Origin of the sequence: Desulfovibrio sp. DV (genome assembly GCF_001936595.1) — a bacterium.
Taxonomy (GTDB): Bacteria; Desulfobacterota; Desulfovibrionia; order Desulfovibrionales; family Desulfovibrionaceae; genus Solidesulfovibrio.
On the sequence record NZ_MLBG01000075.1, the window covers coordinates 1 to 23,533 of the forward strand.

19 protein-coding genes and 2 pseudogenes are annotated in these 23,533 nt (G+C 64.4%); 17 read left to right on the forward strand and 4 right to left on the reverse strand.

The features are described from left to right. The 3 genes from DVDV_RS15190 to rplM form a co-directional block, all read right to left on the reverse strand. Positions 1–1,267: radical SAM protein (locus DVDV_RS15190; RefSeq protein ID WP_075355485.1), on the reverse strand; the 1,267-nt coding region annotated here is incomplete at its 3' end. An 82-nt stretch (positions 1,268–1,349) separates the two neighbouring features. Next, complete coding sequence (rpsI, locus tag DVDV_RS15195) at positions 1,350–1,742, reverse strand: 30S ribosomal protein S9 (protein ID WP_075355486.1); 393 nt, start codon at positions 1,740–1,742, stop codon at positions 1,350–1,352. Between the two features lie 23 nt (positions 1,743–1,765). Continuing rightward, positions 1,766–2,194, reverse strand: a complete 429-nt coding sequence (rplM, locus tag DVDV_RS15200) for a 50S ribosomal protein L13 (protein WP_075355487.1) — start codon at positions 2,192–2,194, stop codon at positions 1,766–1,768. A 162-nt stretch (positions 2,195–2,356) separates the two neighbouring features. Between rplM and DVDV_RS15205 the strand changes: the two genes are divergently transcribed. Together DVDV_RS15205 and DVDV_RS15210 are read left to right on the forward strand one after the other, a co-directional pair. Further along, positions 2,357–3,616: an HD domain-containing protein gene (locus DVDV_RS15205; protein ID WP_075355488.1), complete on the forward strand. Its 1,260-nt coding sequence runs from the start codon at positions 2,357–2,359 to the stop codon at positions 3,614–3,616. A 67-nt stretch (positions 3,617–3,683) separates the two neighbouring features. Then, positions 3,684–4,160, forward strand: coding sequence for a CBS domain-containing protein (locus DVDV_RS15210; protein ID WP_075355489.1), 477 nt, complete (start codon positions 3,684–3,686; stop codon positions 4,158–4,160). Positions 4,161–4,390: 230 nt separating this feature from the next. Here DVDV_RS15210 and DVDV_RS15215 read toward each other — a convergent pair whose 3' ends face one another. Beyond that, positions 4,391–5,404 carry an HD-GYP domain-containing protein gene (locus DVDV_RS15215; RefSeq protein WP_075355490.1) on the reverse strand — a complete coding sequence of 338 codons (1,014 nt, stop codon included), beginning with the start codon at positions 5,402–5,404 and terminating at the stop codon, positions 4,391–4,393. A gap of 380 nt (positions 5,405–5,784) precedes the next feature. Between DVDV_RS15215 and mraZ the strand changes: the two genes are divergently transcribed. From mraZ to ftsZ, 15 genes and pseudogenes are all read left to right on the forward strand, one after another. Then, complete coding sequence (gene mraZ, locus DVDV_RS15220) at positions 5,785–6,243, forward strand: division/cell wall cluster transcriptional repressor MraZ (protein WP_075355491.1); 459 nt, start codon at positions 5,785–5,787, stop codon at positions 6,241–6,243. Between the two features lie 8 nt (positions 6,244–6,251). After that, positions 6,252–7,226, forward strand: a complete 975-nt coding sequence (gene rsmH, locus DVDV_RS15225; protein WP_075355492.1) for a 16S rRNA (cytosine(1402)-N(4))-methyltransferase RsmH — start codon at positions 6,252–6,254, stop codon at positions 7,224–7,226. Between the two features lie 8 nt (positions 7,227–7,234). After that, positions 7,235–7,729 (forward strand): hypothetical protein, encoded by a 495-nt coding sequence (locus DVDV_RS15230; protein ID WP_075355493.1) that lies wholly within the window; start codon positions 7,235–7,237, stop codon positions 7,727–7,729. Between the two features lie 109 nt (positions 7,730–7,838). Then, positions 7,839–9,875, forward strand: a complete 2,037-nt coding sequence (locus tag DVDV_RS15235) for a penicillin-binding transpeptidase domain-containing protein (protein WP_075355494.1) — start codon at positions 7,839–7,841, stop codon at positions 9,873–9,875. A 20-nt stretch (positions 9,876–9,895) separates the two neighbouring features. Beyond that, positions 9,896–11,356 carry a UDP-N-acetylmuramoyl-L-alanyl-D-glutamate--2,6-diaminopimelate ligase gene (locus DVDV_RS15240; RefSeq protein ID WP_075355495.1) on the forward strand — a complete coding sequence of 487 codons (1,461 nt, stop codon included), beginning with the start codon at positions 9,896–9,898 and terminating at the stop codon, positions 11,354–11,356. After that, positions 11,347–12,747 (forward strand): UDP-N-acetylmuramoyl-tripeptide--D-alanyl-D-alanine ligase, encoded by a 1,401-nt coding sequence (gene murF, locus DVDV_RS15245; protein ID WP_075355496.1) that lies wholly within the window; start codon positions 11,347–11,349, stop codon positions 12,745–12,747. Before DVDV_RS15240 ends, murF begins: the two co-directional genes overlap by 10 nt. Next, positions 12,744–13,820 (forward strand): phospho-N-acetylmuramoyl-pentapeptide-transferase, encoded by a 1,077-nt coding sequence (mraY, locus tag DVDV_RS15250; RefSeq protein ID WP_075355497.1) that lies wholly within the window; start codon positions 12,744–12,746, stop codon positions 13,818–13,820. Before murF ends, mraY begins: the two co-directional genes overlap by 4 nt. 8 nt (positions 13,821–13,828) lie before the next feature. After that, positions 13,829–15,157 carry a UDP-N-acetylmuramoyl-L-alanine--D-glutamate ligase gene (gene murD, locus DVDV_RS15255; RefSeq protein ID WP_075355498.1) on the forward strand — a complete coding sequence of 443 codons (1,329 nt, stop codon included), beginning with the start codon at positions 13,829–13,831 and terminating at the stop codon, positions 15,155–15,157. Beyond that, entirely contained in the window at positions 15,154–16,281 is a 1,128-nt protein-coding gene (gene ftsW, locus DVDV_RS15260; protein WP_075355499.1) for a putative lipid II flippase FtsW, read from the forward strand. Before murD ends, ftsW begins: the two co-directional genes overlap by 4 nt. After that, on the forward strand, positions 16,278–17,381 hold the full coding sequence (murG, locus tag DVDV_RS15265) for an undecaprenyldiphospho-muramoylpentapeptide beta-N-acetylglucosaminyltransferase (RefSeq protein WP_075355500.1): 1,104 nt from the start codon (positions 16,278–16,280) through the stop codon (positions 17,379–17,381). The genes ftsW and murG overlap by 4 nt, the downstream gene beginning before the upstream one ends. Before the next feature lie 35 nt (positions 17,382–17,416). Further along, positions 17,417–18,790, forward strand: a complete 1,374-nt coding sequence (gene murC / locus DVDV_RS15270; protein ID WP_075355503.1) for a UDP-N-acetylmuramate--L-alanine ligase — start codon at positions 17,417–17,419, stop codon at positions 18,788–18,790. Beyond that, positions 18,780–19,668 (forward strand): annotated as a pseudogene (gene murB, locus DVDV_RS15275) (UDP-N-acetylmuramate dehydrogenase). Before murC ends, murB begins: the two are co-directional and overlap by 11 nt. Positions 19,669–19,703: 35 nt before the next feature. After that, entirely contained in the window at positions 19,704–20,600 is an 897-nt protein-coding gene (locus tag DVDV_RS15280; RefSeq protein ID WP_254845399.1) for a cell division protein FtsQ/DivIB, read from the forward strand. Positions 20,601–20,831: 231 nt separating this feature from the next. Then, complete coding sequence (gene ftsA / locus DVDV_RS15285) at positions 20,832–22,058, forward strand: cell division protein FtsA (RefSeq protein ID WP_075355502.1); 1,227 nt, start codon at positions 20,832–20,834, stop codon at positions 22,056–22,058. A 55-nt stretch (positions 22,059–22,113) separates the two neighbouring features. Beyond that, positions 22,114–23,429: pseudogene (ftsZ, locus tag DVDV_RS15290) on the forward strand (cell division protein FtsZ). Positions 23,430–23,533: the final 104 nt, after the last annotated feature.

The window sequence follows — 23,533 nt, forward strand, 5'->3', positions numbered from 1 at the left end:
ACGGATTGAAATAGCCGAACTTGAGCCAGGGGCAGGCCTTGCGCAGGCGTTTGCGGAAATTGGCCAGCCCCATGGAGGCGTGGCGGGCCGGGTCATCGAGCGCGCCGCTGCCGGCGGCCACTTTCAGGTAGAGCTGGGGATCGAGATTGAGGTTGCGCAACTGGATGAAATCGACCGTGTAGGCAGTGACCAGTTCGGTCAGGGCGGCAAGTTCCGCCTCGGTGTCGGAGATGCCGGGGAAAAAGAGGAAATTGAGCGACACAAAAAGTCCGCCGGCCTTGGCCCGGGCAATGGACTCGCGCACGGCGGTAAAGCCGTAGCCGACCGGGCGGTAGTAGGCTTCGTACAGGGCCGCCTCGGCGCTCGACAGGCTCACCCGGATCGACGACCCGCCGGCGGCGGCAAAGGCCTCGACGCCGTCCGGCAGGCTGGCGTTGGTGTTGATGTTGACCGTGCCCTTCCCCCCGCTCTGGCGGAAGCGGGCCACCGCCTCGCAGATGACCTTGGCTTCGGTCAGTGGTTCGCCTTCGCAGCCCTGGCCGAAGGAATAGACCGGCCGTTTTTCCCGGCGGCCGTGTTCGCCCATGACCTCCACGATTTCCTGGGCTGTCGGCCGGAAGCGGATGCGCGTCTGGGTGGAGGGAAAGCCCGAGCCTTCCTCCTGGAGCGACAGGCAGCCGATGCACCGGGCGTTGCAGCTGCGCGAGGTGGGCAGGGGGGCCTCGAAGCGGCCCAGGGCCAGGTTGCGGGCGGCCGGGCAGCAGGAGGTCAGGGCGCAGCCGGTTAAGTGTTCGAGCAGCCGGTTTTTGGGGAACTTGGCCCGAAGCGCCTTGGCTCCCTTGATGATGCGGTCGCGGCTGATGCCGGTAAAGATCTGGCGTTTGTCCTCGTCCACCCGGGCGGCGGCCACGTAGAAGCGGTCGCCGGCAAAGCCCACTGCGCCGTAGGCGAAAAGGGGCAGGGTGGGGGCGTCTTCGCGGGCGGCGTAGGCGGCAGTGGCCGAGAGGGTGTAGCCGGGGCAGACAAAGGCGGCCACGGCCTGTTCGTCGAGTTGTTCGATCTCGCCGGATTCCGGGTCAAAGCCCAGGGCGTGGCGGCCGGGCAGCAGAAAGAGTTCGCTTTCCGGCGGCAGGGCGATGATCTCGTCCGGGCGCGGCGGCTCCAGGCGATCCCCCCGGCGCACCAGCATTTCGAGCTCGGGATGGTCGTAGATATTGCCGTCGTTGTCGGCGAAGACGAGCTTGGGGCGGGGTTTGTGTTCGGCCATGGAAGCCTCCTTGTAGCCAACGCCAAAAGGCGGAACCGCTTTCGCGGTTCCGCCCAGGGTGACTGTGTAATCGCCGCGCGGATTAACGCTTCGAGTACTGGAACCGGGCGCGGGCGCCGCGCTGGCCGTACTTTTTACGCTCTTTCTCGCGGGAGTCGCGGGTGAGCAGGCCGGCTTTCTTGAGCACGCCGCGCAGCTCGGGGTCGAGCGTGAGCAGGGCGCGGGAGATGCCGTGGCGCACAGCCTCGGCCTGGCCGGTCATGCCGCCGCCGGCGACATTGACCTTCACGTCCACGCGGCCTTCCAGCTTGGTCAGGGCCAGGGCCTGCCGCACGATGGCGTGCAGGGTGGGACGGGGAAAGTATTCTTCGAAGGGCCGATCGTTAATGAGGATGCGGCCGTTGCCTTTGTAGAGGCGGGTACGGGCCGTGGCGCGTTTGCGGCGGCCGGTGGCGTAGTAGAATTCGTCGCTCATTGTGGATTCTCCGGAGGCCGGGTTTAGACGTCCAGGGTTGCGGGCTTTTGGGCCTCGTGGGGATGGGCTTCGCCGGAGTAGACCTTGAGCTTTTTGAGCATGGCCCGACCGAGGCGGTTTTTGGGCAGCATGCCGCGCACAGCCTTGCGGATGACATCTTCCGGCTTTTTGACCAGCATGTCGCGCAGGGAGGTTTCCTTCAGGCCACCGATCCACCCGGAATGGCGGTAGTATTTCTTCTGGTCCAGCTTGCGGCCGGTGGTGCGCACCTTGCCGGCGTTGACCACGATGATGAAGTCGCCGGTATCCATATGCGGGGCGAATTCAACCTTGTGCTTGCCGCGCAGGCGAATGGCCACGGCGGAGGCAAGGCGGCCGAGGATCTTGTCCGAGGCGTCGACCACGAACCAGTTGTGGGAAATATCTTTGGGCGTCGGGCTAAACGTTTTCATGGCGGCTCCTCTGAGTTGCTCGAAAGACGAATCCTGTATTCCCGCGGGTCATGGTTGTCAACACCATTTTTCCCGGAAACCGCCCGGCGGGGACAGGAAGGTTGCCCTTTATCCCCGGCAGGGCTAGGCTTGCGTCCGATCGGGAAATTATAAGGAGTGTGCATGGTCAGCGTCCGCAAAAGCCTTTTGCAGTTCCTGTTTGCCGGGTCTTTTATGAAACGGTGGAACGACAAACACCGGAGCATGGAACTGGTGGAGGTCGACAAGCAGGCCCACAAGATGATGGTGGCCTGGATGCTCTACGAACTCAATTCCCGCCACCTGCCCGAGGCCGAACGTCTGGCTCTCGGCCTGGAAATCGTCGAGGGCGGCTTGTTCGAATACCTCTACCGGCTGGTCATCACCGACATCAAGCCACCGGTCTTTTACAAGATCAAGGCCAATCCGGCCCATTACCGCCAGCTCACCGACTGGGTGTTTGCCCAGCTTGAACCCCGGGTGCGCGAACTGGGCGAGGATTTCTGGGGCCGCCTTCGGGCCTACCTGTCGGTGCCGGAAAGCGACGCCCCGGCCCGGCGCATCCTGGACGCGGCCCATCTCTACGCCAGCGGCTGGGAATATTCCTTGATAAAGCGCGACAACCCCTGGGACGACGAACTGCTGGAGATCGAGTCGTCGTTTACCGGCGGTCTGGCCCGGTTTGCCGACCTGCGCGGCGTGCGCGATCTGGCGGACGGGCTTTTTGCCGGCAAGAAGACGCCTCTGGGCCATTTCGGCCGGCTGCTCGGGCAGTTGCGCTTCCAGACCCGCTGGTCCCAGACCCCGCGCATCCCGGAGACCTCGGTCCTTGGCCACATGTTTCTGGTGGCCGCCTATGGCTATTTCTTCAGTCTGGCTGTTGACGCCTGCCCGGCCAGACGGCTCAACAATTTTTTTGCCGGCCTTGTCCACGACGTGCCGGAACTGCTGACCCGCGACATCATCTCCCCGGTCAAGCAGTCGGTCGCGCCGCTTGGGGACATGATCAAGGAATATGAAAACAAGGAATTGGAGCGCCGGGTCTTTTCGGTCCTGACCGGCGGCGGCTTCGGCGATCTGGCCGACCGGCTGGCCTATTTTCTGGGCATCGAGGTGGGCTCGGAATTTTACGAATCCATCCGGGACGAGGCCGGGAACGCGGTGCGGGTGACGCCGGAAGATCTGGAGGAACGCTGCAACCTTGACAGCTTCGACCCCAAGGACGGACAACTGCTCAAGGTTTGCGATTCCCTGGCCGCATTCATCGAAGCCTATACCGCCCTGCGAAACGGCATCACCTCGGACCAGCTGCAGCAGGCGGTCTGGCGGCTTCGCACCCGCTATTCGCCGGTGGTTCTTTTCGGCAAGGTCCATATCGGAGCCCTTTTGGCGGATTTCGATTGACCAGCCCTTCACAATCCCGGGCAAACCGGGTTAGGCTGGCTTACCGCCACGCCACCGGAGAAATGACATGCTACGCAAACGCGCCTTCGACGCCTTGCGCACCGACGTGCTTGCCGTCGACGCCGGCGAACCCCTGGAAATTGTTGCCGGAAAATTGCAGCGACATCTGGAGAAATGCCCGGATCTCGACGCCGCCGTGGTCATGCGCCAGGGGCGCTACATCGGGATCGTGAGCCTTCGGACCCTGCTTGCGGACTTAAACGACTGCGCCCTGGAAGCGAGCCTGCGCACCAGCCTTGGCGATGATGATTTCGAGGATACCTATCGGGCCGCCTGCCGCCACTGCATGGCGCGCAAGGCAGCCGACGCCGCCCGGCGCGACATTCCCAGGGTGGCCCCGGCCGATTCCCTGCATCTGGTGCTCGACGCCATGATCAAGGCCGACAGCCGGTTTGCCGTGGTGCTGGAAGGCGAGCGGCTGCTTGGGCTGGTGCCTCTGGGCGAGATTTTCCGCGAGATGCGCCGGGAGTGCGCCCTGCCGTAATCCTGTCCGGTTTTGGCCGGCCAGGACAGTGCCGCAGGGCCGGGAGGCTGGCCAGGGACTGTTGGCCGCGTGGCCGGCCCGGCGGTCCGGGATGGCGGGTGCGGGCGGCAGCAGGCCTTGCGTCGGGCCGGGGGCGGCAGGGGTGGGAAACCGGCCCTGAGGCCGGGGAAGGCGTCGGTCTGGCCGGCCAGACTTCAGCCATGTGGCCGCCGGCAGGTGGGAAACCGTCCCTATTTCTGGTTGGCCACCATGGCGATCAGCCGCTTGACGATATCAGTGGGGTAGCGGCGGCTGTCGTCGAAGAGCTTCTTGGCCGCTGCCAGCGGCTCCATGGCCGGGGCATAGGCCCGCTTGGTCAGCATGGCGCAATACGAATCCACCACGCCGGCCAGAAGGCCCAGTTCCGAAATATTGCCGATGGTCAGTTTCTGCGGGTAGCCGGAGCCGTCGAGGCGCTCGTGGTGTTCCGACACGCAGCGTTCCATTTCCGTAAACTTGATGTCGATGCGCGTGAGCATCTCATAGCCGGCCATGGTATGGTTCCGGATTTTCTGCATTTCATCGGGCAGCAGGGTCTTGGTCTTGTCACGGATCATGGCCGGCACCCGGGTCATGCCCAGATCGTGCAGAAACAGGCCAAGCAGGCTGCGGTCCAGGATGTTGCGGGCGTTTTTGCTGTCGCGAAACGAGTCGGACTGGCCGGCCAGAAACAGATGCAGGCCGAGCAGGCCGCAGTTGACCGCGTGGTTGGGCAGGCTGTGGGTGGTGTGCAGCCGCTTGGCCAGGGCCTTGGTGCGGTTGAAATCCTCCCACACGTACTCGGTCAGCACCAAAACGTCCTCGCGCACCTTGTCGTAGACGATGCGCACCGGCTGGTCGAAAAAGGCCTCCATGCGCCGGGTGAGGGCTATCTGGAAAATGTCGGCGATTTCCGATTCGGTGAGGTGTTTGTCCAAAAGCACCAGATCGAGCTGGTAGCTGATGTGCTTGACGTAGACCGAATGATCGGCGCGGGAGACGAAGATCGTGCCCTGGGCCACCAGATCGGCCAGTTCCTGGGACTGCTCCTTGGAAAGCCGGTCCCCAACCTTATAATACGGCGTGATGCGGGAAACCGGCTCCAGGAACCGGTAGATATTGAGCGGCGGCCGGAACTTGCTGAAACTCTGGAGAATATCCGGATTGATCTGGTAATATTCTTCTTCAAGCCCTACCGGAACTTCCAGTGTCGACCTCTCGCTCATGATGCCCTTCCATGGGTCGTTTGACGTCGGGTGGTTTCCTCCCGGCCTGCGGAAGGGGGCGAGCATTCGCCATGACTTCCGTCCCTTAACGGGTTCTGCGACATTCTGGCAAGGCTTGGCTTCCAGGCGTCTGGTTCCCTGGGCTTTGCCACTTGTTTTCAGGTGGTTACCAATGCCATCTGAAAATGTCCTGAAATCCCACTCTGTTTGTTGAAACATCCCGATATATCGGATTATTTCCCACCTTGGCCCCGGAAAACCGGGAGAGGCTGCGGCATTTCCTTGTCAAGAGGTGGTTTGCCCTTGACACCAATAACCGATTGGTGGAGAGAATGTGGGAAATGGTGGTAAGAAGTGGTGAACCGCCGACGTGAGGGGCCGTGTTCAGAGGACATTCCAATCGCAGCCTCGATCCCAAGGGTCGCTTGATGCTGCCTCCTGAGTTTCGGGAGGAGATCTTTCGACTTGTCCCTGACGGCCGGATCATGCTCACCAACAATTTTGACGGAGCCATAAGCGGCTATCCCATGCCGGAATGGGAGCAGGTGGAAGCCAGTTTCCGGGCCGGCAACACGCTTATTCCGGGCTTCCGGGACATCGAACGCTTTTTCATTGCCGGGGCCACCGAGGTGACGCTGGACAAGCAGGGGCGGGTGCTCATTCCGCCGTATCTGCGCACCTACGCCGCCCTGGACAAGGATCTGGTCCTGGCCGGAGTGGGGTCGAAGTTCGAAATCTGGGACCAGGGCCGTTTCGAGGAACGCCTGCGCCAGACCGCTGCCAATTTCAACGCGCATATGGACACGCTGGCCGCGTCCGGCATCGCGCTGCGGTTTTAAGGACAGGCGTGGACAACCAACCCGTACACATACCGGTCCTTTTGCGGGAAGTGATCGAATACCTCGGCATCAAACCGGGGATGAAAATTCTGGACGCCACGGTCGGGCTTGGCGGGCATTCTAGGGGGATGCTCGATGCGGCCGGGGGAGAGGGGCAGGTGCTCGGTCTGGACAGGGATAGGGAAGCCCTGTCCGAGGCCGGGCGACGACTTGCCCCCTACGGTGAGCGGGTGCGCCTGGTGCGCTCGCGTTTAAGCCGGTTCCCGGCCATCCTGGCCGAGGCGGGGTGGGAGAAGGTCGATGCTGCACTCCTGGACGCAGGGATGTCCTCGTTGCAGCTCGACGACCCGGAGCGGGGCTTCGGGTTTCTAAACGACGGCCCCCTTGACATGCGCATGGGGGCTGAAGACGGCGGGGAGAGCGCCGAGGCACTGATCAATCTGGCTCCGTTTGCCAGATTGGCCGAGATCATCCGGGAGTACGGCGAGGATCCGCAGGCCGGGCGCATTGCCCGGGCCATCGTGGCTGCCAGGGAACAGGCGCCCATCACCACCACGGCCCGGTTGGCCGAGGTGGTCTGGCAGGCCTATCCGGCCAAATGGCGGGCCACGGCCCGGCTGCACCCGGCCACGCGGACCTTCCAGGCCCTGCGCATGGCCGTCAACGAGGAACTGGCCGAACTGGCCGCCTTTCTGGAGGCCATCCCCGACCATCTTGCCCCGGGAGGGCGGGTGGCCGTGATCTCGTTTCATTCCCTGGAGGACCGGCTGGTCAAGCGGGCGTTTCGCCACGAGGCCACCGATTGTCTGTGCCCCAGGGAGCAGATGGTGTGCATCTGCGGGCATCGGGCCAGGTTTCGCATCCTGACCAAAAAGCCCGTCATGGCAGGGGAAGAGGAAGTGCGGGACAACTCGCGTGCGCGCAGCGCCAAGCTGCGGGTGGCCGAGCGGTTGCCGGACGTCGGGGATGCGGCCGCAGGATAGGAGAGGAAATGGGCACGTTGTCGAAAGAATGGGCCATTTCCATGGCCTTTAGCCTCGCGTTGCTGCTGATTTTCGGCCTGGGGCTGGTGTGGGTCAACATCGAGCGGGTCGATCTGGCCTATGAGCTCAACAAGATCCAGCACCAGATCGACGAACGGGAAGTGCTTTCGGCCAAGCTCGAAGTGGAGCGCAATACCCTGATCACCCCGTCCCGGCTGCGTGAACTGGCCAAGGAGCGGGGCCTGGGACCGGCCCGGCCGGGCCAGATCCGTCGCGTGGCCGCCAGCGGCGAGATCGAGGCGTCGCCCATGGTGGCCGTCACTGTCGAAGCGCCCAAGAAACCGGCCAAGGCGGCTGCGGAACCGGCCAAGCCCGGGGCCAAGGTCACGGCCGAAGCCGGCGGCAAGCCCGGGCCAAAGGCCGGCCCCAAAGCCGTGCCGGACGCGGGCCGGGCCGTTGCCAAGCCCAAACCTTTTCAACCCGCCCCGGCGGGTGAGCAGTAGAGTGGTTATGGCCGTCGAGTCTTGCGACGTCATTTTTGCAGTCAGCCTGTCCCCGGGCGCGCCGCGGCGCGTCGCGGGGCTGTGGCGGTAACGGGTTTCGGGACCGGACATGCGCAAACCGTCCAAAGAACGCCAGCACACCACCGTGCGGGACTGGAGCCGGGTCAAGCTCACCTGTGTGGGTGTCCTGCTTGGTCTGGCCTGGCTCGCACTGTGGAGCCGGGCCGGCTATCTGCAGATCGTGGCCGGTCCGGAGTTGGCCCAGCAGGCCGTGCGCCAGCATGTGGCCTCGGAAGTGGACAAGGGCGCGCGGGGCGAGATCTATGACCGCTCCGGCCGGTTGCTGGCCAAAAGTGTCGAGATCGAAGGCCTGTTCGTGCGTCCCAAGGAAATTGTCGACCCGGACAAGACCGCCGCCTTTCTGGCCAAGGTGCTCCACATGAAGGAGCAGCGGGTCAAGAAGAAGCTGCAAAGCTCCTCGAACATGGTCTACCTGTCCTGGCGGGTCGGGGACCGCACGGCCGCGCGCATCCGGGAAGCGGCCTTGCCGGGCGTCCATTTCACCAAGGAATTCGGCCGTTTTTATCCCAACGGCCATCTGGCCAGCCAGCTGATCGGCTTTGTCGGCGTTGGCGATGTGGGGCTTGAGGGCCTGGAGAAATCCTTCGACGGCCAGCTGACCGGCCGCCAGGCCAAGTATGTGGTCCAGCGCGACGCCTCGGGCCGCCGCTTCTTTTTTGATTCCCAGGGCCGGGAACTGGCCGACATCAACGGCCACGACGTGCGCCTGACCATTGATGCCCAGATTCAGTTTTTCGCCGAAGAGGAGCTGGAAAAGGCCGTCACCACCAACAACGCCAAGGCCGGCACCTGTGTGGTGGTCCATGTGCCCACGGGCGAAATCCTGGCCATGGCCAACTATCCCTTTTTTAATCCCAACGTGGGACGCGGCATCAGCCCCCGGGTGGCCCGCAACCACGCCGCCCTGGACGTGTTTGAGCCCGGCTCCACCATGAAGCCCTTGCTGGTGGCCGCGGCCCTGCAGGAACGCACGGTGCGCCCGACCACGACGTTTAACTGCGAAAACGGCAAGTTCGGTCTGGCCGGCCGGGTCATCAAGGACACCCATTCCTACGGCGTCCTGCCGGTCAACATGATCGTGCGCGTCTCGAGCAACATCGGCGCGGCCAAGATCGGGATGCAGCTCGGCTCGGCCCGGCTGCACGGTTATTTTGAGAAACTGGGCTTTGGCCGCCAAAACGGCCTGCCCATCTCGGGCGAGGGCAAGGGCCTGCTGCGTCCGGTCAAAGCCTGGTCGATCCTGGATCTGGCCACCGCCTCCTTCGGCCAGGGCGTGGCCGTCACTCCGGTCCAGATGGCCCAGGCCTTTCTCATCCTGGCCAACGACGGCGTGTACAAGCCGCTGAAGATCGTGGCCGATCCAGACAACACCACGCCCCAGCGCCAGCCCTACCGCGTCTTTGACGCCGATGTGGCCCGCACGGTCCAGCGCATGATGCGCGAGGTGGTGCACGAGGAACACGGCACCGGCCGATCGGCCATGATTCCGGGCCTGGAGACCGGCGGCAAGACCGGCACCGCCCAGAAGGCCGGCTCCTCCGGCGGTTATGGCAACAAGTACCTCGGTTCCTATGTTTCCTTTGTTCCGGCCGTCGGACCGGAATACATCGTCATGGTTATGGTTGACGAACCCGAGCCGAGCCACTACGGCGGCGTGGTCGCGGCCCCGGCCGTGCGTGAACTGACTCTGCGGATGCTGTCCTACCTCGGCCGGATGCCCGAAACCGTGCAGGTGGCCAAGGCCGGGGCTCCCGGGGCTGCTCCCGGCTCGGCCGCTAGCGCCGAGATGCCGGCTGCGCCCATGGCCCCGTCCAAGGCGGACAAGGAGATTCTCGATATCGCCCAGTCCAAGCCAGCCGGAGCCAAGGCGATCGAGATTCATGCCGTGCCGGATTTCTCGGGGATGCCGTTGCGGCGGGTGGTGGAGATTCTGGCCGGCAAGGGCATTGTGCCGCGCCTGGAAGGCCAGGGGCTGGTGGTCTCCAAGCAAAGTCCCGGTCCGGGTGCGCCCTGGCCCGGGGAAAACAAATCCGAGTTCGTGCTCTGGCTGGCCAGGCCGTCCTAGCAGGCGAGGCAATAGCGATCATGACAGCAAACGCCGCAATAGATTTCCCACGCCTCCTTGACGCCGTGCGCCAGGGAGGCGTGGACGTGGCCGCCCATTCCGGCAAGACGATGCCGGGGGGCGTGTTTGTGGCTGTGCCCGGCTCCAGGGACGACGGCAGCCACTTCATTGCCGACGCCCTGGCCCGGGGTGCGGCCTTTGTCGTGGCCGGCCCCGGCGTCGTGCTGCCGGCCGGCGCAACGGCCCGTCTGGCCACGGTCGAGGATCCCAAAGCCGCCCTCGGGGCGCTGGCCGGGGCGCGCTACGGCACCGATGCCATGGCCATGCCGGTCGTTGCCGTCACCGGCACCAACGGCAAGACCACGGTCGCCTACCTGATCGAACGCCTGGGCGCGGCTGCCGGGCACAAGGTCGGGCTCCTTGGCACCGTCGCCTACCGCTGGCCCGGCTTTTCCCGCGATGCCGCCCTGACCACGCCCGACTGCCTGACCATTCACCGGTGCCTGGGCGAAATGGCTGCCGCCGGCTGCACCCTGGCCGTCATGGAAGCCTCTTCCCACGCCCTGGACCAGGATCGCCTGGCCGGCCTGCGTTTTGCCGCCGCCGCCTACACCAACCTGACCCAGGACCATCTGGACTACCATCACGACATGGCCACCTATTTCGAGGCCAAGGCCAAACTTTTCCGCCGCTACCTCGCACGCCCGGAAAATGCGGTGCTCAATTTCGACGATCCTTTCGGCCTGCGGCTTTTGCGCGAATTTCCCCAGGCCATCGGCTACGGCCTGACCGTGCCGCCGACCGGCTTTTCCCGGCTTCTCGTCGGCGGCATCCAGCACGCCGGCCGCGATGGGCTGACCATCGGGGCCGCCTTTGGCGAGGATTCCTACGCCATTGCCTCGCCCATGCCCGGCCGCCACAACGCCCAGAATATCCTGGCCGCCTTCGGCGTGGCCCTGGCCCTGGGCCTGCCCACCGACACCCTGGCCTCCCTGGCGGATTTTGGCGGCGCGCCCGGACGTCTGGAGCGCATTCCCAATCCGGCCGGGCTGACCATTCTCGTGGACTACGCCCACACCCCCGACGCCCTGGAAAACGTCCTGACCGCTGCCCGGGAATTTACCGCCGGCCGGCTCTTTGTCGTTTTCGGCTGCGGCGGCGACCGCGATCGCACCAAGCGACCGCTTATGGGCGCGGCCGTGGCCCGCTACGCCGATGTGGCTGTTTTGACCTCGGATAATCCCCGCCACGAAGATCCGCTGGCCATTATCGACGACGTCAAGCCGGGGCTTAAAAAGGCCCGCCGGGCCATTCTCGAGCCAGACCGCCGCCGGGCCATCGAACTGGCCCTGTCGGAGATGCGACACGAGGACGTGCTGGTCATCGCCGGCAAAGGACACGAAACCTATCAGCAGATCGGCGACGTGAAGCACCCGTTTTCCGACGCCGCCGTGGTCAGGGAGCTTACCGGATGCGCATGACCCTGTCTGATCTCCTTGTAGCCACCGGGGCTGTGGGCGACGTGGGCGAGCGGGGCAACCCCGTCATCGAGTCCGTGCGCATCGACAGCCGGGCGGCTGCGCCGGCCAGTCTCTTCGTGTGCATCCCCGGGGAGCGCCTGGACGGCCACAATTTCGCTGCCGAGGCCGTGGCCAAGGGAGCGGCCGCCGTTCTGGCCGACCGGCCGCTTTCCGGCCTGCCCGAAGGCACTCCGGTTCTCCTGGTGCGCGATACCGTGGCTGCCCTTGGCAAGCTGGCCCGGGCCTGGCGGGAGCGGGTCGGGGCCCGGCTCGTGGCTGTGTCCGGCTCGGCCGGCAAGACCACGGTCAAGGAACTGACCGCCTCGATTCTCTCCAAGGTGGGCCCGACCGCGAAAAATTACAAGAATTTCAACAATAAGATCGGCCTGCCTCTGTCCATGCTGGAAGCCGGCGAGGCTGACATGGCCTGGGTCATGGAGCTTGGCATCTCGGCTCCGGGCGAGATGGAGCCCCTGGCTGCCATTGCCGAACCCGATGTGGCCGTCATCCACAACGTCGGCCCGGCCCATCTGGAGGCCCTGGGTGATGTGGCCGGGGTGGCTGCCGAAAAGGTGAAGCTCTTTGCCGCCCTGCGTCCCGGCGGCACGGCCCTGGCCTCGATGGACTACCCGGAACTGTGGAACGCGGCCCAGGCCGTCTTCCCCGGGGTCGTGGCCCTGTCCACCAAGGGCGGTCCGGCTCCCTACCGGGCCAAGTACCTGGGGGCCATCTCCGAAGGCCGCGGCCGGTTCTTCCTGCGTCTTCGCGAGCTGGAGATGGACGTTGTGACTCCGCTGACCGGCGGGCATTTTGCCGAAAACATCCTGGCCGCCGCTGCCGCCGCCCATGTGCTCGGCGCAACCGAGGACCAGATCAGTTCCGGGCTGGCCACGGCCGTCATGCCCGAACAGCGCTTTTTCTGCCGCCGCCACGGCAACTACACGCTCATTGACGACACCTACAACGCCAATCCCCTGTCCATGCGCCGGGCCATTGCCGCTGCCGCCGAATCGGCCCAGGGCAAGCCGCTGGTGCTGGTCCTGGGTGAAATGCGCGAGATGGGCGTCCACGCCGAGGTCGAACACCGGCGTCTGGGCGAAGCTGCGGCCGAAAGCGGGGCCAAGGCCGTCTTTTACCACGGCGCCTACGCCGACATTGTGGGCGAGGGGCTCTCTCGCCGGGGCTACGGCGGCATCTTTGCCGTGGTCGACAGCCCGGATGCATTTCTGGAAACCCTGTCCGCCACCGATCTGGTCGGCGGCGTCTACCTCTTTAAAGGCTCCCGCTCCATGCGTATGGAACAATTCCTGGCGGCCCTGACCCAAAGCATCCAGAAGGACGCCAAGGCATGATTTATTATCTGCTTGTGCCGCTTGTGGCGCATTTCAGCGCCCTAAACGTCTTCCGCTACATCACCTTCCGGTCGATTGCGGCACTCCTTACGGCCTTGATCCTGTCCATCGTGTTTGGCCCCAGGTTTATCCAGGCCCTGCGCCGCCTGAAGTTTGGCCAGTACATCAACGAGGACGTGGCCGCCCACCAGCAAAAGGCCGGCACGCCGACCATGGGCGGCCTGCTTCTGGGCTTTTGCATCATCACAAGCGTTCTGTTGTGGGGCGATCTGGCCAACGAATATGTCTGGATGACGCTCTTTGTCTTTCTCGGCTTCGGAGCCCTGGGCTTTGTGGACGACTACGCCAAGGTGGTGAAAAAGCGCAACAAGGGCCTCACCGCCAAGCAGAAGCTCCTGGGCCAGGTCATTGTGGCCGGCGTGGCCGCTGCCGTGCTGTTGTCCGACCCGGAGTATTCCACCCGGCTGGCCGTGCCCTTTTTCAAGCACCTGACCCCAGACCTTGGCATGTGGTACCTGCCCTTTGCCATGATCGTCATGATCGGGGCCTCCAACGCCGTCAACCTGACCGACGGCCTGGACGGACTGGCCATCGGACCCATGATCGTCAACGCAGCCATGTTCGGACTGTTCGTCTACGTGGCCGGCCACGCCCAGATGGCCCGCTACCTGCAAGTCATGCCGGTGTCCGGCGTGGGCGAGGTCACGGTTTTTTGCGGGGCGCTGGTCGGGGCGGGACTGGGCTTTCTTTGGTTCAACGCCTATCCGGCCCAGATTTTCATGGGCGACGTGGGCTCGCTGTCCCTGGGCGGGGTGCTCGGCTTCCTGGCAGTTTTATGCAAGCAGGAGTTGCTGCTCATCGTTGTCGGCGGCCTGTACGTGGCCGAGACCGTCTCGGTCATCCTTCAGGTCGGCTACTTCAAGATGAGCGGCGGCAAGCGGATTTTCCGCATGGCCCCGTTGCACCATCATTTTGAGCTCATGGGCGTGCCGGAATCCAAGATCATCATCCGGTTCTGGATTCTCTCCATCCTGCTGGCCCTGGTCGGCCTTTCCACCCTCAAACTGCGGTAGGCTTTCTCATGCGCGATATGCTCCATCCCGATCAGCTGCGCGGCCACACGGCCGTGGTCGTGGGGGCCGGTGCGTCCGGCCGTTCGGCGGCCCGGCTCCTGGCCCGCCTTGGGGCGTCGGTGCGCTTTCTGGAGAAAAATGCCGCGGCCGTGTCTGACGCGTTTCGGGCCGAGGCTGTGGCTGCCGGCTATGACCTGCGCACCGGCGAGCACGGGCCGGCGGATTTCGCCGGGGCCGATTTGGTCGTCTTGTCCCCGGGCATCCGGGCCGCCGGTCTGGCCCCGGCCCTGGCCGCGTGTCCCGGTGTCCAGGTCGTCTCGGAACTGGAGCTGGCCTCCTGGTTCACCCCGGAACCGATCATCGCGGTGACCGGCTCCAACGGCAAGACCACCACTGTCATGCTTATAAGCGCCCTGCTGGAAGCAGCCGGCCGGCGCGTCTTTACCGGCGGCAACATCGGCACGCCGCTCTCTGAGCACGTTCTTTCCAACGAGCCGGCGGATGTGGTGGTGCTCGAGGTTTCAAGCTTCCAGCTCCAGTTGGTCAAGACCTTTCGCCCGCAGGTGGCCGTGCTGCTCAATTTCGCCGCCAACCACCTCGACTGGCACGCCGACATGGACGAGTACCTGACCGCCAAGCTCAACCTGTTTGCCGCCCAGCGCCCCGAGGATACGGCCATCGTGGCCGAGGAGCTGCGCCCGCTCCTGGCCGTCCGGACATTTACCCGGGCCGCTGTCACCTGGTATGCCGCGGCTTCCAATTTTCTGTGCCGCCGGCTGGCCGGGGTGCACAATCAGCACAACATGGAAGCGGCCTATCTGGCCTGCCGGTCCTACGGCGTGGACGAAGCCTTGGCCCGCGAGGTCTTTGCCGGCTTTGTGCCGGCCCCCCATCGCCTGCAGATCATCGGCGAGAAGGGCGGGGTGCTGTTTGTCGACGACTCCAAGGCCACCACCGTGACGGCCATGGAGGCGGCCATCAACAGCTTTGACCGGCCCGTGCGGCTTTTATGCGGCGGGGTGTTCAAGGGCGGCGATCTGGAGGCCCTGGCTCCGCTTTTGCGGGAAAAAGTTTCGGCCGTCGGCCTTTTTGGCGGCAGCCGCGAGGTGTTTGAGGCCGCCTTTACCGGGGTGGTGCCGGTCTTTTACGAACCCACCCTCAAGGCCGCCATGGCCCGGCTCTATGCCGATGCCCTGCCCGGCGACGCCATCCTGCTCTCGCCCGGCACCTCGAGCTTTGACCTCTATCCCAATTACAAGGCCAGGGGACGGGATTTCCAGGACATCTTCGCAGGACTGCCGGCTCGTGACGCCGGTGTGGCGGGGCAGGGCGCATGAGCAAACTGAGCGTGCAGACGGCCGAGTCCAAAAAGACCGGCACCTTCGATTTCTGGCTGCTCGGCGCGGCCCTGCTCCTGGCCGGCCTGGGTCTGGTCATGGTCTTTTCCTCCAGCGGAGTCATGGCCGAGCGCTTAAATGGCAACCGCTATTATTTCTTCGAGCGCCAGGCCCTTTTTGCCCTGATCAGCCTCGTGCTCATGACCATCTGTGCCTGGATGCCGCGCAAGGTGTTGCACGGCCCGGTCTACCTGTGGCTGTTTGCCATCATCGGCCTGCTGGTCCTCACCATGGTCCCGCCGTTCTCGGTCAAGGCCGGCGGCGCGCGGCGCTGGATGCATCTTGGCCCCATCTCGCTGCAGCCCATGGAACTGGCCAAGGTGGTCCTGGTCATGTATCTGGCCTATTTTTTCAGCCAGAAGCAGAAACTCGTGCGCTCGTTTTCCGTGGGGTTCATGCCGCCGGTCATCGTCACGGGCTTTCTGGGCGTCATTTTGCTGTTGCAGCCGGATTTCGGCGGCGCGGTCTTTCTGGGCATGCTCTTTTTTCTCATGAGCCTTGTCGGCGGCACCCGGCTCACCTATCTGGCCGTGTCCATGTTTTTCGGCGTCGGGGCCATGGGCCTGTTGATTGCCTCCTCGCCCTACCGGTTCAAACGCTGGTTCGCCTTTCTCGATCCCTTCAAGGACCCGCAAAACGTCGGCTATCAGCTGGTGCAGTCCTTTTACGCCTTTGGTTCCGGCGGCGTGGCCGGGGCCGGGTTCGGGGCCGGCAAGCAGAAGCTCTTTTATCTGCCCGAGGCCCATAACGACTTCATCATGGCCGTCCTTGGCGAGGAACTCGGTTTTATCGGCGTTTCCATTGTCTTTTTGTGCATCGGCATCCTCCTGTGGCGGGCCTTTAAAGTGGCCCTGGCCCAGGACGATCTGCGCGACCGGTTTACGGCTTACGGCATGGGGCTGGTCCTTGGCCTCGGCTTTTTGCTCAATCTGGCCGTGGTGCTCGGCTGCGTGCCGCCCAAGGGCGTGGCCATGCCTTTTTTGAGCTACGGCGGCTCCAACCTGCTGTCCTGTTTCCTGTGCGTCGGAATCCTGCTCAATCTTTCCAGGAGCGCCAGGGCATGACCCGCATTATTTTGACAACCGGCGGCACCGGCGGCCACATCTTCCCGGCTTTGGCCGTGGCCGAGGCCCTGCGTCGGCTCGAACCCGAGGCCGATCTCCTGTTTATGGGCGGGGCCGGACCGGAAGGGGAGCTGGCCACCAAGGCCGGGTTGCCCTTTATCGGCCTGCCGGCCAAGGGCGTCTTCGGACGCGGGCTGCGGGCTTTGGCCGCGCCGTTCTGGATGGCCCGGGCCTTTGGCCTGGCCGTGTCCCACATCCGCACCTTCACCCCGGACGTGGTGGCCGGCTTTGGCGGCTATGCCGGGTTTATCCCCGTGGCCGCAGCCAGACTCATGGGCGTCCCCACGGCCATCCACGAACAAAACAGCGTCCCCGGCGTGACCAACAAGGTGCTCGGCCGGGTGGTGGACCGCATCTACGTCACCTATCCCGACACCACCGGGGCCTTCCCGGCCAAGCGCACGGTGCGCCTGGGCAATCCCATCCGGGCCGGCATCGCGGCCCCGTCCCCGGCCCATCCCGGCTCGAAGCATCTGCTCGTCCTTGGCGGCAGCCAGGGGGCGCGGGCCATAAACGACGCCGTTATGGCCATCCTGCCGCAGCTTCTCGACGCCGGCGTCAAAGTGCGCCTGCAGGCCGGCCGGGCCGATTTCGACCGCATCGGCGCCCATGCCGCCGACATCCTGGCCGGGCGTCCCCATTTGGGCGGCGGACCGGATGTGGTCATTGAAAATTTCATCGACGATATGGCCGCCGCCTATGCTTGGGCCGATCTGGTCCTGGCCCGGGCCGGGGCCACCACCCTGGCCGAGGTCACGGCCGCCGGCAAACCGTCGTTTCTCATTCCGTTCCCGTTTGCCACCCACGACCACCAGTCGGTCAATGCCGCCTTCCTGGCCAAGGCCGGGGCGGCCGAGGTGGTGGCCCAGAGTGCGCTTCCCGGCTTCGATCTGGCCGGGGCCCTGGTAACGCTTCTGGCCGACCCGGACCGTCTGGCCGCCATGGGCCGGGCCGCCGCCAACGAGGCCCTGCCCGACGCAGCCGAACGTATTGCCGCCGCCCTGCTCGGGATGGCGGTGAAAAAGGGAGAACTTTCGTGATAACGCCGCATATTGGTACCGGCGCGCCTGTGGCCATGCGCACCAAGGTCCGTAAGATTCATATGATCGGCATTGGCGGCTCGGGCATGAGCGGCATTGCCGAAGTCCTGTTAAACCTCGGCTACGAGGTGTCGGGCTCCGATCTGGCCATGAGCCAGACCGTGCGCCGCCTGGGCAGCCTGGGCGCGGCCATTGCCATCGGCCATGGCCGGGAAAATCTCGGCGACGCCGACGTTGTGGTCAAATCCACTGCCGTGACGGCGGAGAATCCCGAAGTTGTCGTGGCCCGGGAACGCGGCATCCCGGTCATTCCCCGGGCGGAAATGCTGGCCGAGCTCATGCGCCTTCGCACCGGCATCGCCGTGGCCGGCACCCACGGCAAGACCACCACCACCTCGCTGCTGGCCACCATCTTCACCGAGGCCGGCTACGATCCGACGGTCATCATCGGCGGCCGGCTCAATGCCTATGGGGCCGGGGCGCGTCTGGGCCAGGGCGAATACCTCATTGCCGAGGCCGACGAATCCGATGGATCGTTTTTGTGCCTGGCGCCCATCGCCTCGGTCGTCACCAATGTCGACGCCGACCATCTCGACCACTACGACGGCCTGGCAGCCATCGACGAGGCCTTTGTCACCTTTTTAAACGGCATCCCTTTTTACGGGGTCAATGTGGTCTGCCTGGACGATCCGGGCGTGGCCCGGCTGCTTCCCCGCATCAACCGGCCGTTTCTCACCTATGGCTTTGGCGAGGCGGCCCGGTTGCGCGGCCGCATCATCGAGACCGGGGCGATCAGCCGCTTTGAGGTATTTTTCGACGGCAAGAGCCTTGGCGAGATGCGGCTCAACCATCCCGGCCGGCACAATGTCTTAAATGCGCTGGGAGCCATTGGCGTGTCCCTGGAAGCCGGCATCGAATTGCCTGTCATTGCCGAGGCCCTGGCCAAATTCGGCGGCGTGGGCCGGCGTTTTGAGCGCAAGGGCGAGGCCGGCGGCGTGGTCGTGGTCGATGATTACGGCCACCATCCGGCCGAGATCAAGGCCACCCTGGCCACGGCCAAATCCGTCTATCCCGACCGTCGGCTGGTGGTCGCTTTCCAGCCCCATCGGTTCTCGCGCACCAAGGCGCTTTTCGGTGATTTCTGCACCTGTTTCGAGGCCGCCGACCAGCTCCTTCTGACCGAAATCTATCCGGCCTCGGAAGCCCCCATCCCGGGGGTCAGCGGCGAAAGCCTGGCCCAGGGCATCCGGCAGGTGAGCCGGACCAAGGTGGCCTATTATCCCGATTTCGCCGCCATGGAAGCGGCCTTGCCGGACATTTTACAGCCCGGGGACCTGCTTTTGACCCTGGGAGCCGGCAGCATCTGGCAGGTCGGCACGCACTACCTTGAGGCAGGGCGTGGCGCTTGAGATTTTGCCGGGGCCGGCCCTGGCCGCGCGCACCACGTTAAAGCTTGGCGGGAAGGCCCTGGCCGAGGTGGTGCTGGCCAACCCGGAAGACGCCGAGGGCTTGGCCGGGGTGCTTGAAAAACTGGGCGGCCGGCCGCTGGTTCTGGGCGGGGGGCAGCAATCTGCTGGCCCGGGACGGCGAGGTGCCCCTGGTCCTTGTCCGCCCGCGCCTGACTGCCGAGCCGGTCATCCTGCGCGAACGCCCCGTCGAAAAGATCCGGGTGCGGGTCGGGGGCGGGGTCAAGCTCCAGCGTCTGGTGGCCTGGCTGGCCACCCAGGGGCTGTCGGGACTGGCCGGGCTGGTCGGGGTCCCGGGAACGGTGGGCGGGGCCGTGGCCGGCAATGCCGGGTCATATGGCGACGAGACCGGCCGGTGTCTTGCCCGGGTGCGCCTGTGGACGCCTGAAGGGGGTCTTGTCTGGGTCGGTCGTGAAGACCTGGACATCGGTTACCGCCGATTTGCCCTGCCCGGTGCGGCCGGGCTGCTGTTGGTGCTGGAGGCGGAATTTGACTGCGAGGTGCGCGAACCCATCGCCATCCGACAGGAGATGATCGCCAATTTGAAGAAAAAGCGGGCCAGCCAACCCATAACCGCGGCCACAGCCGGCTGCGTGTTTAAAAACCCGCCGGGGGGGGCTGCCTGGAAACTGCTGGCCGAGGCCGGGTTTGCCGGGAAACGGCTGGGCAACATGGAATTTTCCGGGCTGCACGCCAATTTTTTAGTGAATCTGGGCGGCGGCACGAGCGATGCGGCGCTGACGCTTATCGAGAGGGCGCAGGAGGCGGTACGGGAGTTGTGCGGACACGAACTCGAACTGGAAGTGAAGGTCGTGCCATGAATGTCAGGGCAGGAACATTATCGGGATTTGGGTCCATGGCGGCCAAGAAAAAACGCAACGGCTACGGCGGGCCGCGCATCACGGTCAAAAGCCGGGTCGTCAAATCCTCCCGCAACAACAAAAACCGCAATTCCCGTGGGGAAGGCCGGAGCATCAGCCTGCCAAGCGTCAGTTTTGGCGGAGTGGGGCGGCTTTTTACCCGGGCGGTGTCCATGGCCTTTCTCGGGGCCGGGGTCCTGGCGGTGAGCGTGGCTCTCCTGGCCGGCTACCGCTGGCTGACGACGGTCAATTATTTCGCCCTGCAAAACGCCGAGATCGTCGGCTGCTCGCGCCTGGCCACCGACCATATCCGCGAGGTGGCCGGGCTGACCAACGGAATCAACATCCTGTCGCTGTCCATGGACCGGATGCGGGGCGACCTGGCCCGGGAACCATGGGTGGAATCGGTGTCCGTGCGCCGGGTGCTGCCCGGGGCAATTCATATCGAAGTGAAGGAAAAGTCCCCTTCCTATCTTGTGCAGTACCAGGGAACACTCTATTACGCCGACGAGGTTGGACGTATTATCGATAAGGTCGAGTCCGGGCAGTTCGTCTCTCTGCCCCAGATCGAGGTCGAAGCGGGCATGGAAAAACACCTGCCGCTGCTGGCCGATCTCAGACGGGCCGTTTCCGAACATCAGGTTCCCTTTGATTTCGGCCAGATTGCCTGGCTGCGTCTGAGTTGGGGGCGCGGGCTGGAAATCAGGTTGATGGAGCCGGGTATCGTGTTATGCCTTGGGTCTCAGAACTGGCACCGGAACCTGGCCCGCATGAATATGGTTTGGACAGACTTGCGCCGGCGCGGCGAGCTTGACAAAGTGGGGCTCATTACCGCTGAAGGCGACAAGGTCTGGGTGGAGAAGCGCGGCGGCGGGGATTTGCCGCAGGGGTAGGGGAATTGTTTAAAAAGGCAATTTATATCAGATGATTGCCAGTATCGTTGACAGGAACGAATTTCAAGGCCGCGCCGCAAGGGCAGGGGAATCGGGGTGCCGCCAGGGGGCGCAGGCCGGAAAACCCGTGAGACTTGCTATTTTATCAATGAAATTCGCGCGGGTTTGACGTACAACCGCGCGAGGGCGCGGCCAACGCCACGAGAGGAAACGTTCAGGGAGCGGATTTGTATGGCCAGGTCGGAACTTATTGTCGGACTCGATATCGGCACCACCAAGATTTGCGTGGTCGTCGGCGAAATCTCGCCCGAGGGCGTGGATGTGGTGGGCATTGGCACCAGCCCTTCCACGGGCCTGCGCAAAGGCGTGGTGGTCAACATCGAGCAGACCGTCCAGTCGATCAAGAAGGCGCTTGAAGAGGCCGAACTCATGGCCGGGTGTGAAATACGCTCGGTCTACGCCGGCATTGCCGGCAGCCACATCAAGGGCTTCAACAGCCACGGGGTCATCGCCGTCAAGGGCGGCGAAGTCGGCCCCCGGGACATCGAGCGGGTTATCGACGCGGCCAAGGCCGTGGCCATTCCGCTGGACCGGGAGGTCATCCACATTCTGCCCCAGGAATTTATCGTCGACGATCAGCGCGGCATTGCCGATCCCCTTGGCATGGCCGGGGTGCGCCTGGAAGTGCGCGTGCACATCGTCACCGGAGCCGTCACCAGCGCCCAGAACATCATCCGCTCCTGTCACCGGGCCGGCCTTGACGTCTCCGACATCGTGCTGGAATCCCTGGCCTCGTCCAAGGCCGTGCTGACCGGCGAAGAACGCGAAATCGGCGTGGCCCTGGTGGATCTTGGCGGCGGCACCACCGATCTGGCCATTTTTGCCAACGATTCCATCAAGCACACCGCCGTCCTGGCTCTTGGCGGCACGAATCTGACCAACGACATCGCCTTTGGCCTGCGCACACCCATGGCCTCGGCCGAGAAGATCAAGATCAAGTACGGCTGCGCCCTGGCCGAGATGGTGCCCAAAGACGAGGTCATCGAGGTCATGAGCGTGGGCGGGCGCGAACCCCGTCGGCTTTCGCGCCAGGTGCTGGCCGAAATCTGCGAACCGCGCGTGGAAGAGATGCTGGCCCTGGTTGACCAGGAACTCATCCGGTCGGGCATGAAAAACCAGATCGGAGCGGGCGTGGTGCTCACAGGGGGAACCGCGCTCATCGAAGGTATCCAGGAGCTTGGCGAGCAGATTTTCAATTTGCCCACGCGCATTGGCTATCCCGACAAGGTCGGGGGGCTCAAGGACGTGGTCAACAGCCCCATGTACGCAACAGCCGTGGGGCTTCTCATGTACGGTGCGGAAAAGGAAGGCGTTGAACAACGTTTCCGCATCCGGGATGAGAACGTGTTCAACCGCATTCTGGGGAGGATGCGGAAATGGTTCGTGGACGTGAAATAGTCCGCGAGAGGCTTTTTTGGGGGATAACAGGGAGTTTATGCTAGGGGGAGATCAGATGGAATACTTGGAACTCGATCAAGGATCAAACGCACGCATCAAGGTCGTCGGATGCGGCGGCGGCGGCGGCAACGCTGTCGAGAACATGATCACATCGGCCATGTCCGGCGTAACCTTCATTACGGCCAACACCGATATTCAGGCCTTGCAGCGGTCCCAGGCCGAATACCGCATCCAGCTTGGCGACAAACTGACCAAGGGCCTTGGGGCCGGAGCCAATCCCGACGTCGGCCGTGACGCCGCGTTGGAGAGCATCGACACCATCCGCGCCGCCATCGGCGACTGCGACATGGTCTTCGTCACCGCCGGCATGGGCGGCGGCACCGGCACCGGAGCCGCCCCGGTCATCGCCCAGGTGGCCAAGGAAGCCGGCGCGCTCACCGTGGCCGTCGTCACCAAACCCTTCTATTTCGAGGGCAAAAACGTCTGCTCTCGGCCGAAAAAGGCGTGCAGGCCCTGCGGGACGTGGTGGACTCCATCATCACCATCCCAAACGACCGTCTCCTGTCGCTGGCCTCCAAAAAGGCCACCTTCATTGAGATGCTCAAAAAGGCCGATGAGGTCCTTTATTACGCCGTCAAAGGCATCTCCGACCTGATCATGGTTCCGGGCCTGATTAACCTCGACTTTGCCGACGTCAAGGCCGTCATGAGCGAGATGGGACTGGCCATGATGGGCTTTGGCACGGCCCGCGGCGAATCCCGCGCCCGCGAGGCGGCGCTCAAGGCCATCACCAGCCCGCTGCTTGAAGACGTGACCATCGACGGAGCCAAGGGCGTTCTCATGAACATCACCTGCGGCCCGGACCTGACCATCGAGGAAGTCGACGAGGCCGCCTCCACCGTGACCGAGGCCGTCCACGAAGACGCCAAGGTCTTCTTCGGCACGGTCTTTGACCCTGACGCCACCGACGAGATGCGCATCACCGTCATCGCCACCGGCATCGAATCGGCCATGCAGCGCGGGATGCCCGTGCAGCAAAAGCGCGAAGAGCAAAAGCCCATCGAGGTCCTCACCTCCATGCTGCCGCGCCAGAAGCCGGCCATGCAGGCCGCCCCGATCCAGCACCAGCACCAGCACAACCAGGGCGGCGGCACCGGCCACGTGCAAAGCCCCCGCAGCGTGCGCGTCCTAAGCGGCCAGGGCAACGACTATAATATCCCGGCCTATCTGCGCAAAGGCACCAAAAAAGGCGGCCCCGAAGCCGCCCTGTCCCAGCCGCCGATGAAGACCCAGCCGGTTGGCGAGGAAGAGTTTATCTTCGATGAGGAGGAGTTCGAAATTCCTTCCTTCATCCGGATGCAGGCCGACTAATCGCCCCGCACGCACGGTTGTTTCCCCGATCTCCCCGCCGGGGGGAGCCTNGGCTCCCCCCGGTCCCCCCAAACGGGGGGCAGGGATGTGATGTGAGTCAGACT

Coding starts and splice junctions, on each gene's coding strand:
- DVDV_RS15205 (WP_075355488.1), top strand. CDS start 2,357: ATGGTCAGCGTCCGCAAAAGCCTTTTGCAGTTCCTGTTTGCCGGGTCT.
- murC (WP_075355503.1), top strand. CDS start 17,417: ATGCGCACCAAGGTCCGTAAGATTCATATGATCGGCATTGGCGGCTCG.
- mraY (WP_075355497.1), top strand. CDS start 12,744: ATGATTTATTATCTGCTTGTGCCGCTTGTGGCGCATTTCAGCGCCCTA.
- murD (WP_075355498.1), top strand. CDS start 13,829: ATGCGCGATATGCTCCATCCCGATCAGCTGCGCGGCCACACGGCCGTG.
- DVDV_RS15210 (WP_075355489.1), top strand. CDS start 3,684: ATGCTACGCAAACGCGCCTTCGACGCCTTGCGCACCGACGTGCTTGCC.
- rpsI (WP_075355486.1), bottom strand. CDS start 1,742: ATGAGCGACGAATTCTACTACGCCACCGGCCGCCGCAAACGCGCCACG.
- ftsW (WP_075355499.1), top strand. CDS start 15,154: ATGAGCAAACTGAGCGTGCAGACGGCCGAGTCCAAAAAGACCGGCACC.
- DVDV_RS15240 (WP_075355495.1), top strand. CDS start 9,896: ATGACAGCAAACGCCGCAATAGATTTCCCACGCCTCCTTGACGCCGTG.
- DVDV_RS15230 (WP_075355493.1), top strand. CDS start 7,235: ATGGGCACGTTGTCGAAAGAATGGGCCATTTCCATGGCCTTTAGCCTC.
- rplM (WP_075355487.1), bottom strand. CDS start 2,194: ATGAAAACGTTTAGCCCGACGCCCAAAGATATTTCCCACAACTGGTTC.
- murG (WP_075355500.1), top strand. CDS start 16,278: ATGACCCGCATTATTTTGACAACCGGCGGCACCGGCGGCCACATCTTC.
- ftsA (WP_075355502.1), top strand. CDS start 20,832: ATGGCCAGGTCGGAACTTATTGTCGGACTCGATATCGGCACCACCAAG.
- DVDV_RS15215 (WP_075355490.1), bottom strand. CDS start 5,404: ATGAGCGAGAGGTCGACACTGGAAGTTCCGGTAGGGCTTGAAGAAGAA.
- murF (WP_075355496.1), top strand. CDS start 11,347: ATGCGCATGACCCTGTCTGATCTCCTTGTAGCCACCGGGGCTGTGGGC.
- DVDV_RS15280 (WP_254845399.1), top strand. CDS start 19,704: ATGGCGGCCAAGAAAAAACGCAACGGCTACGGCGGGCCGCGCATCACG.
- DVDV_RS15235 (WP_075355494.1), top strand. CDS start 7,839: ATGCGCAAACCGTCCAAAGAACGCCAGCACACCACCGTGCGGGACTGG.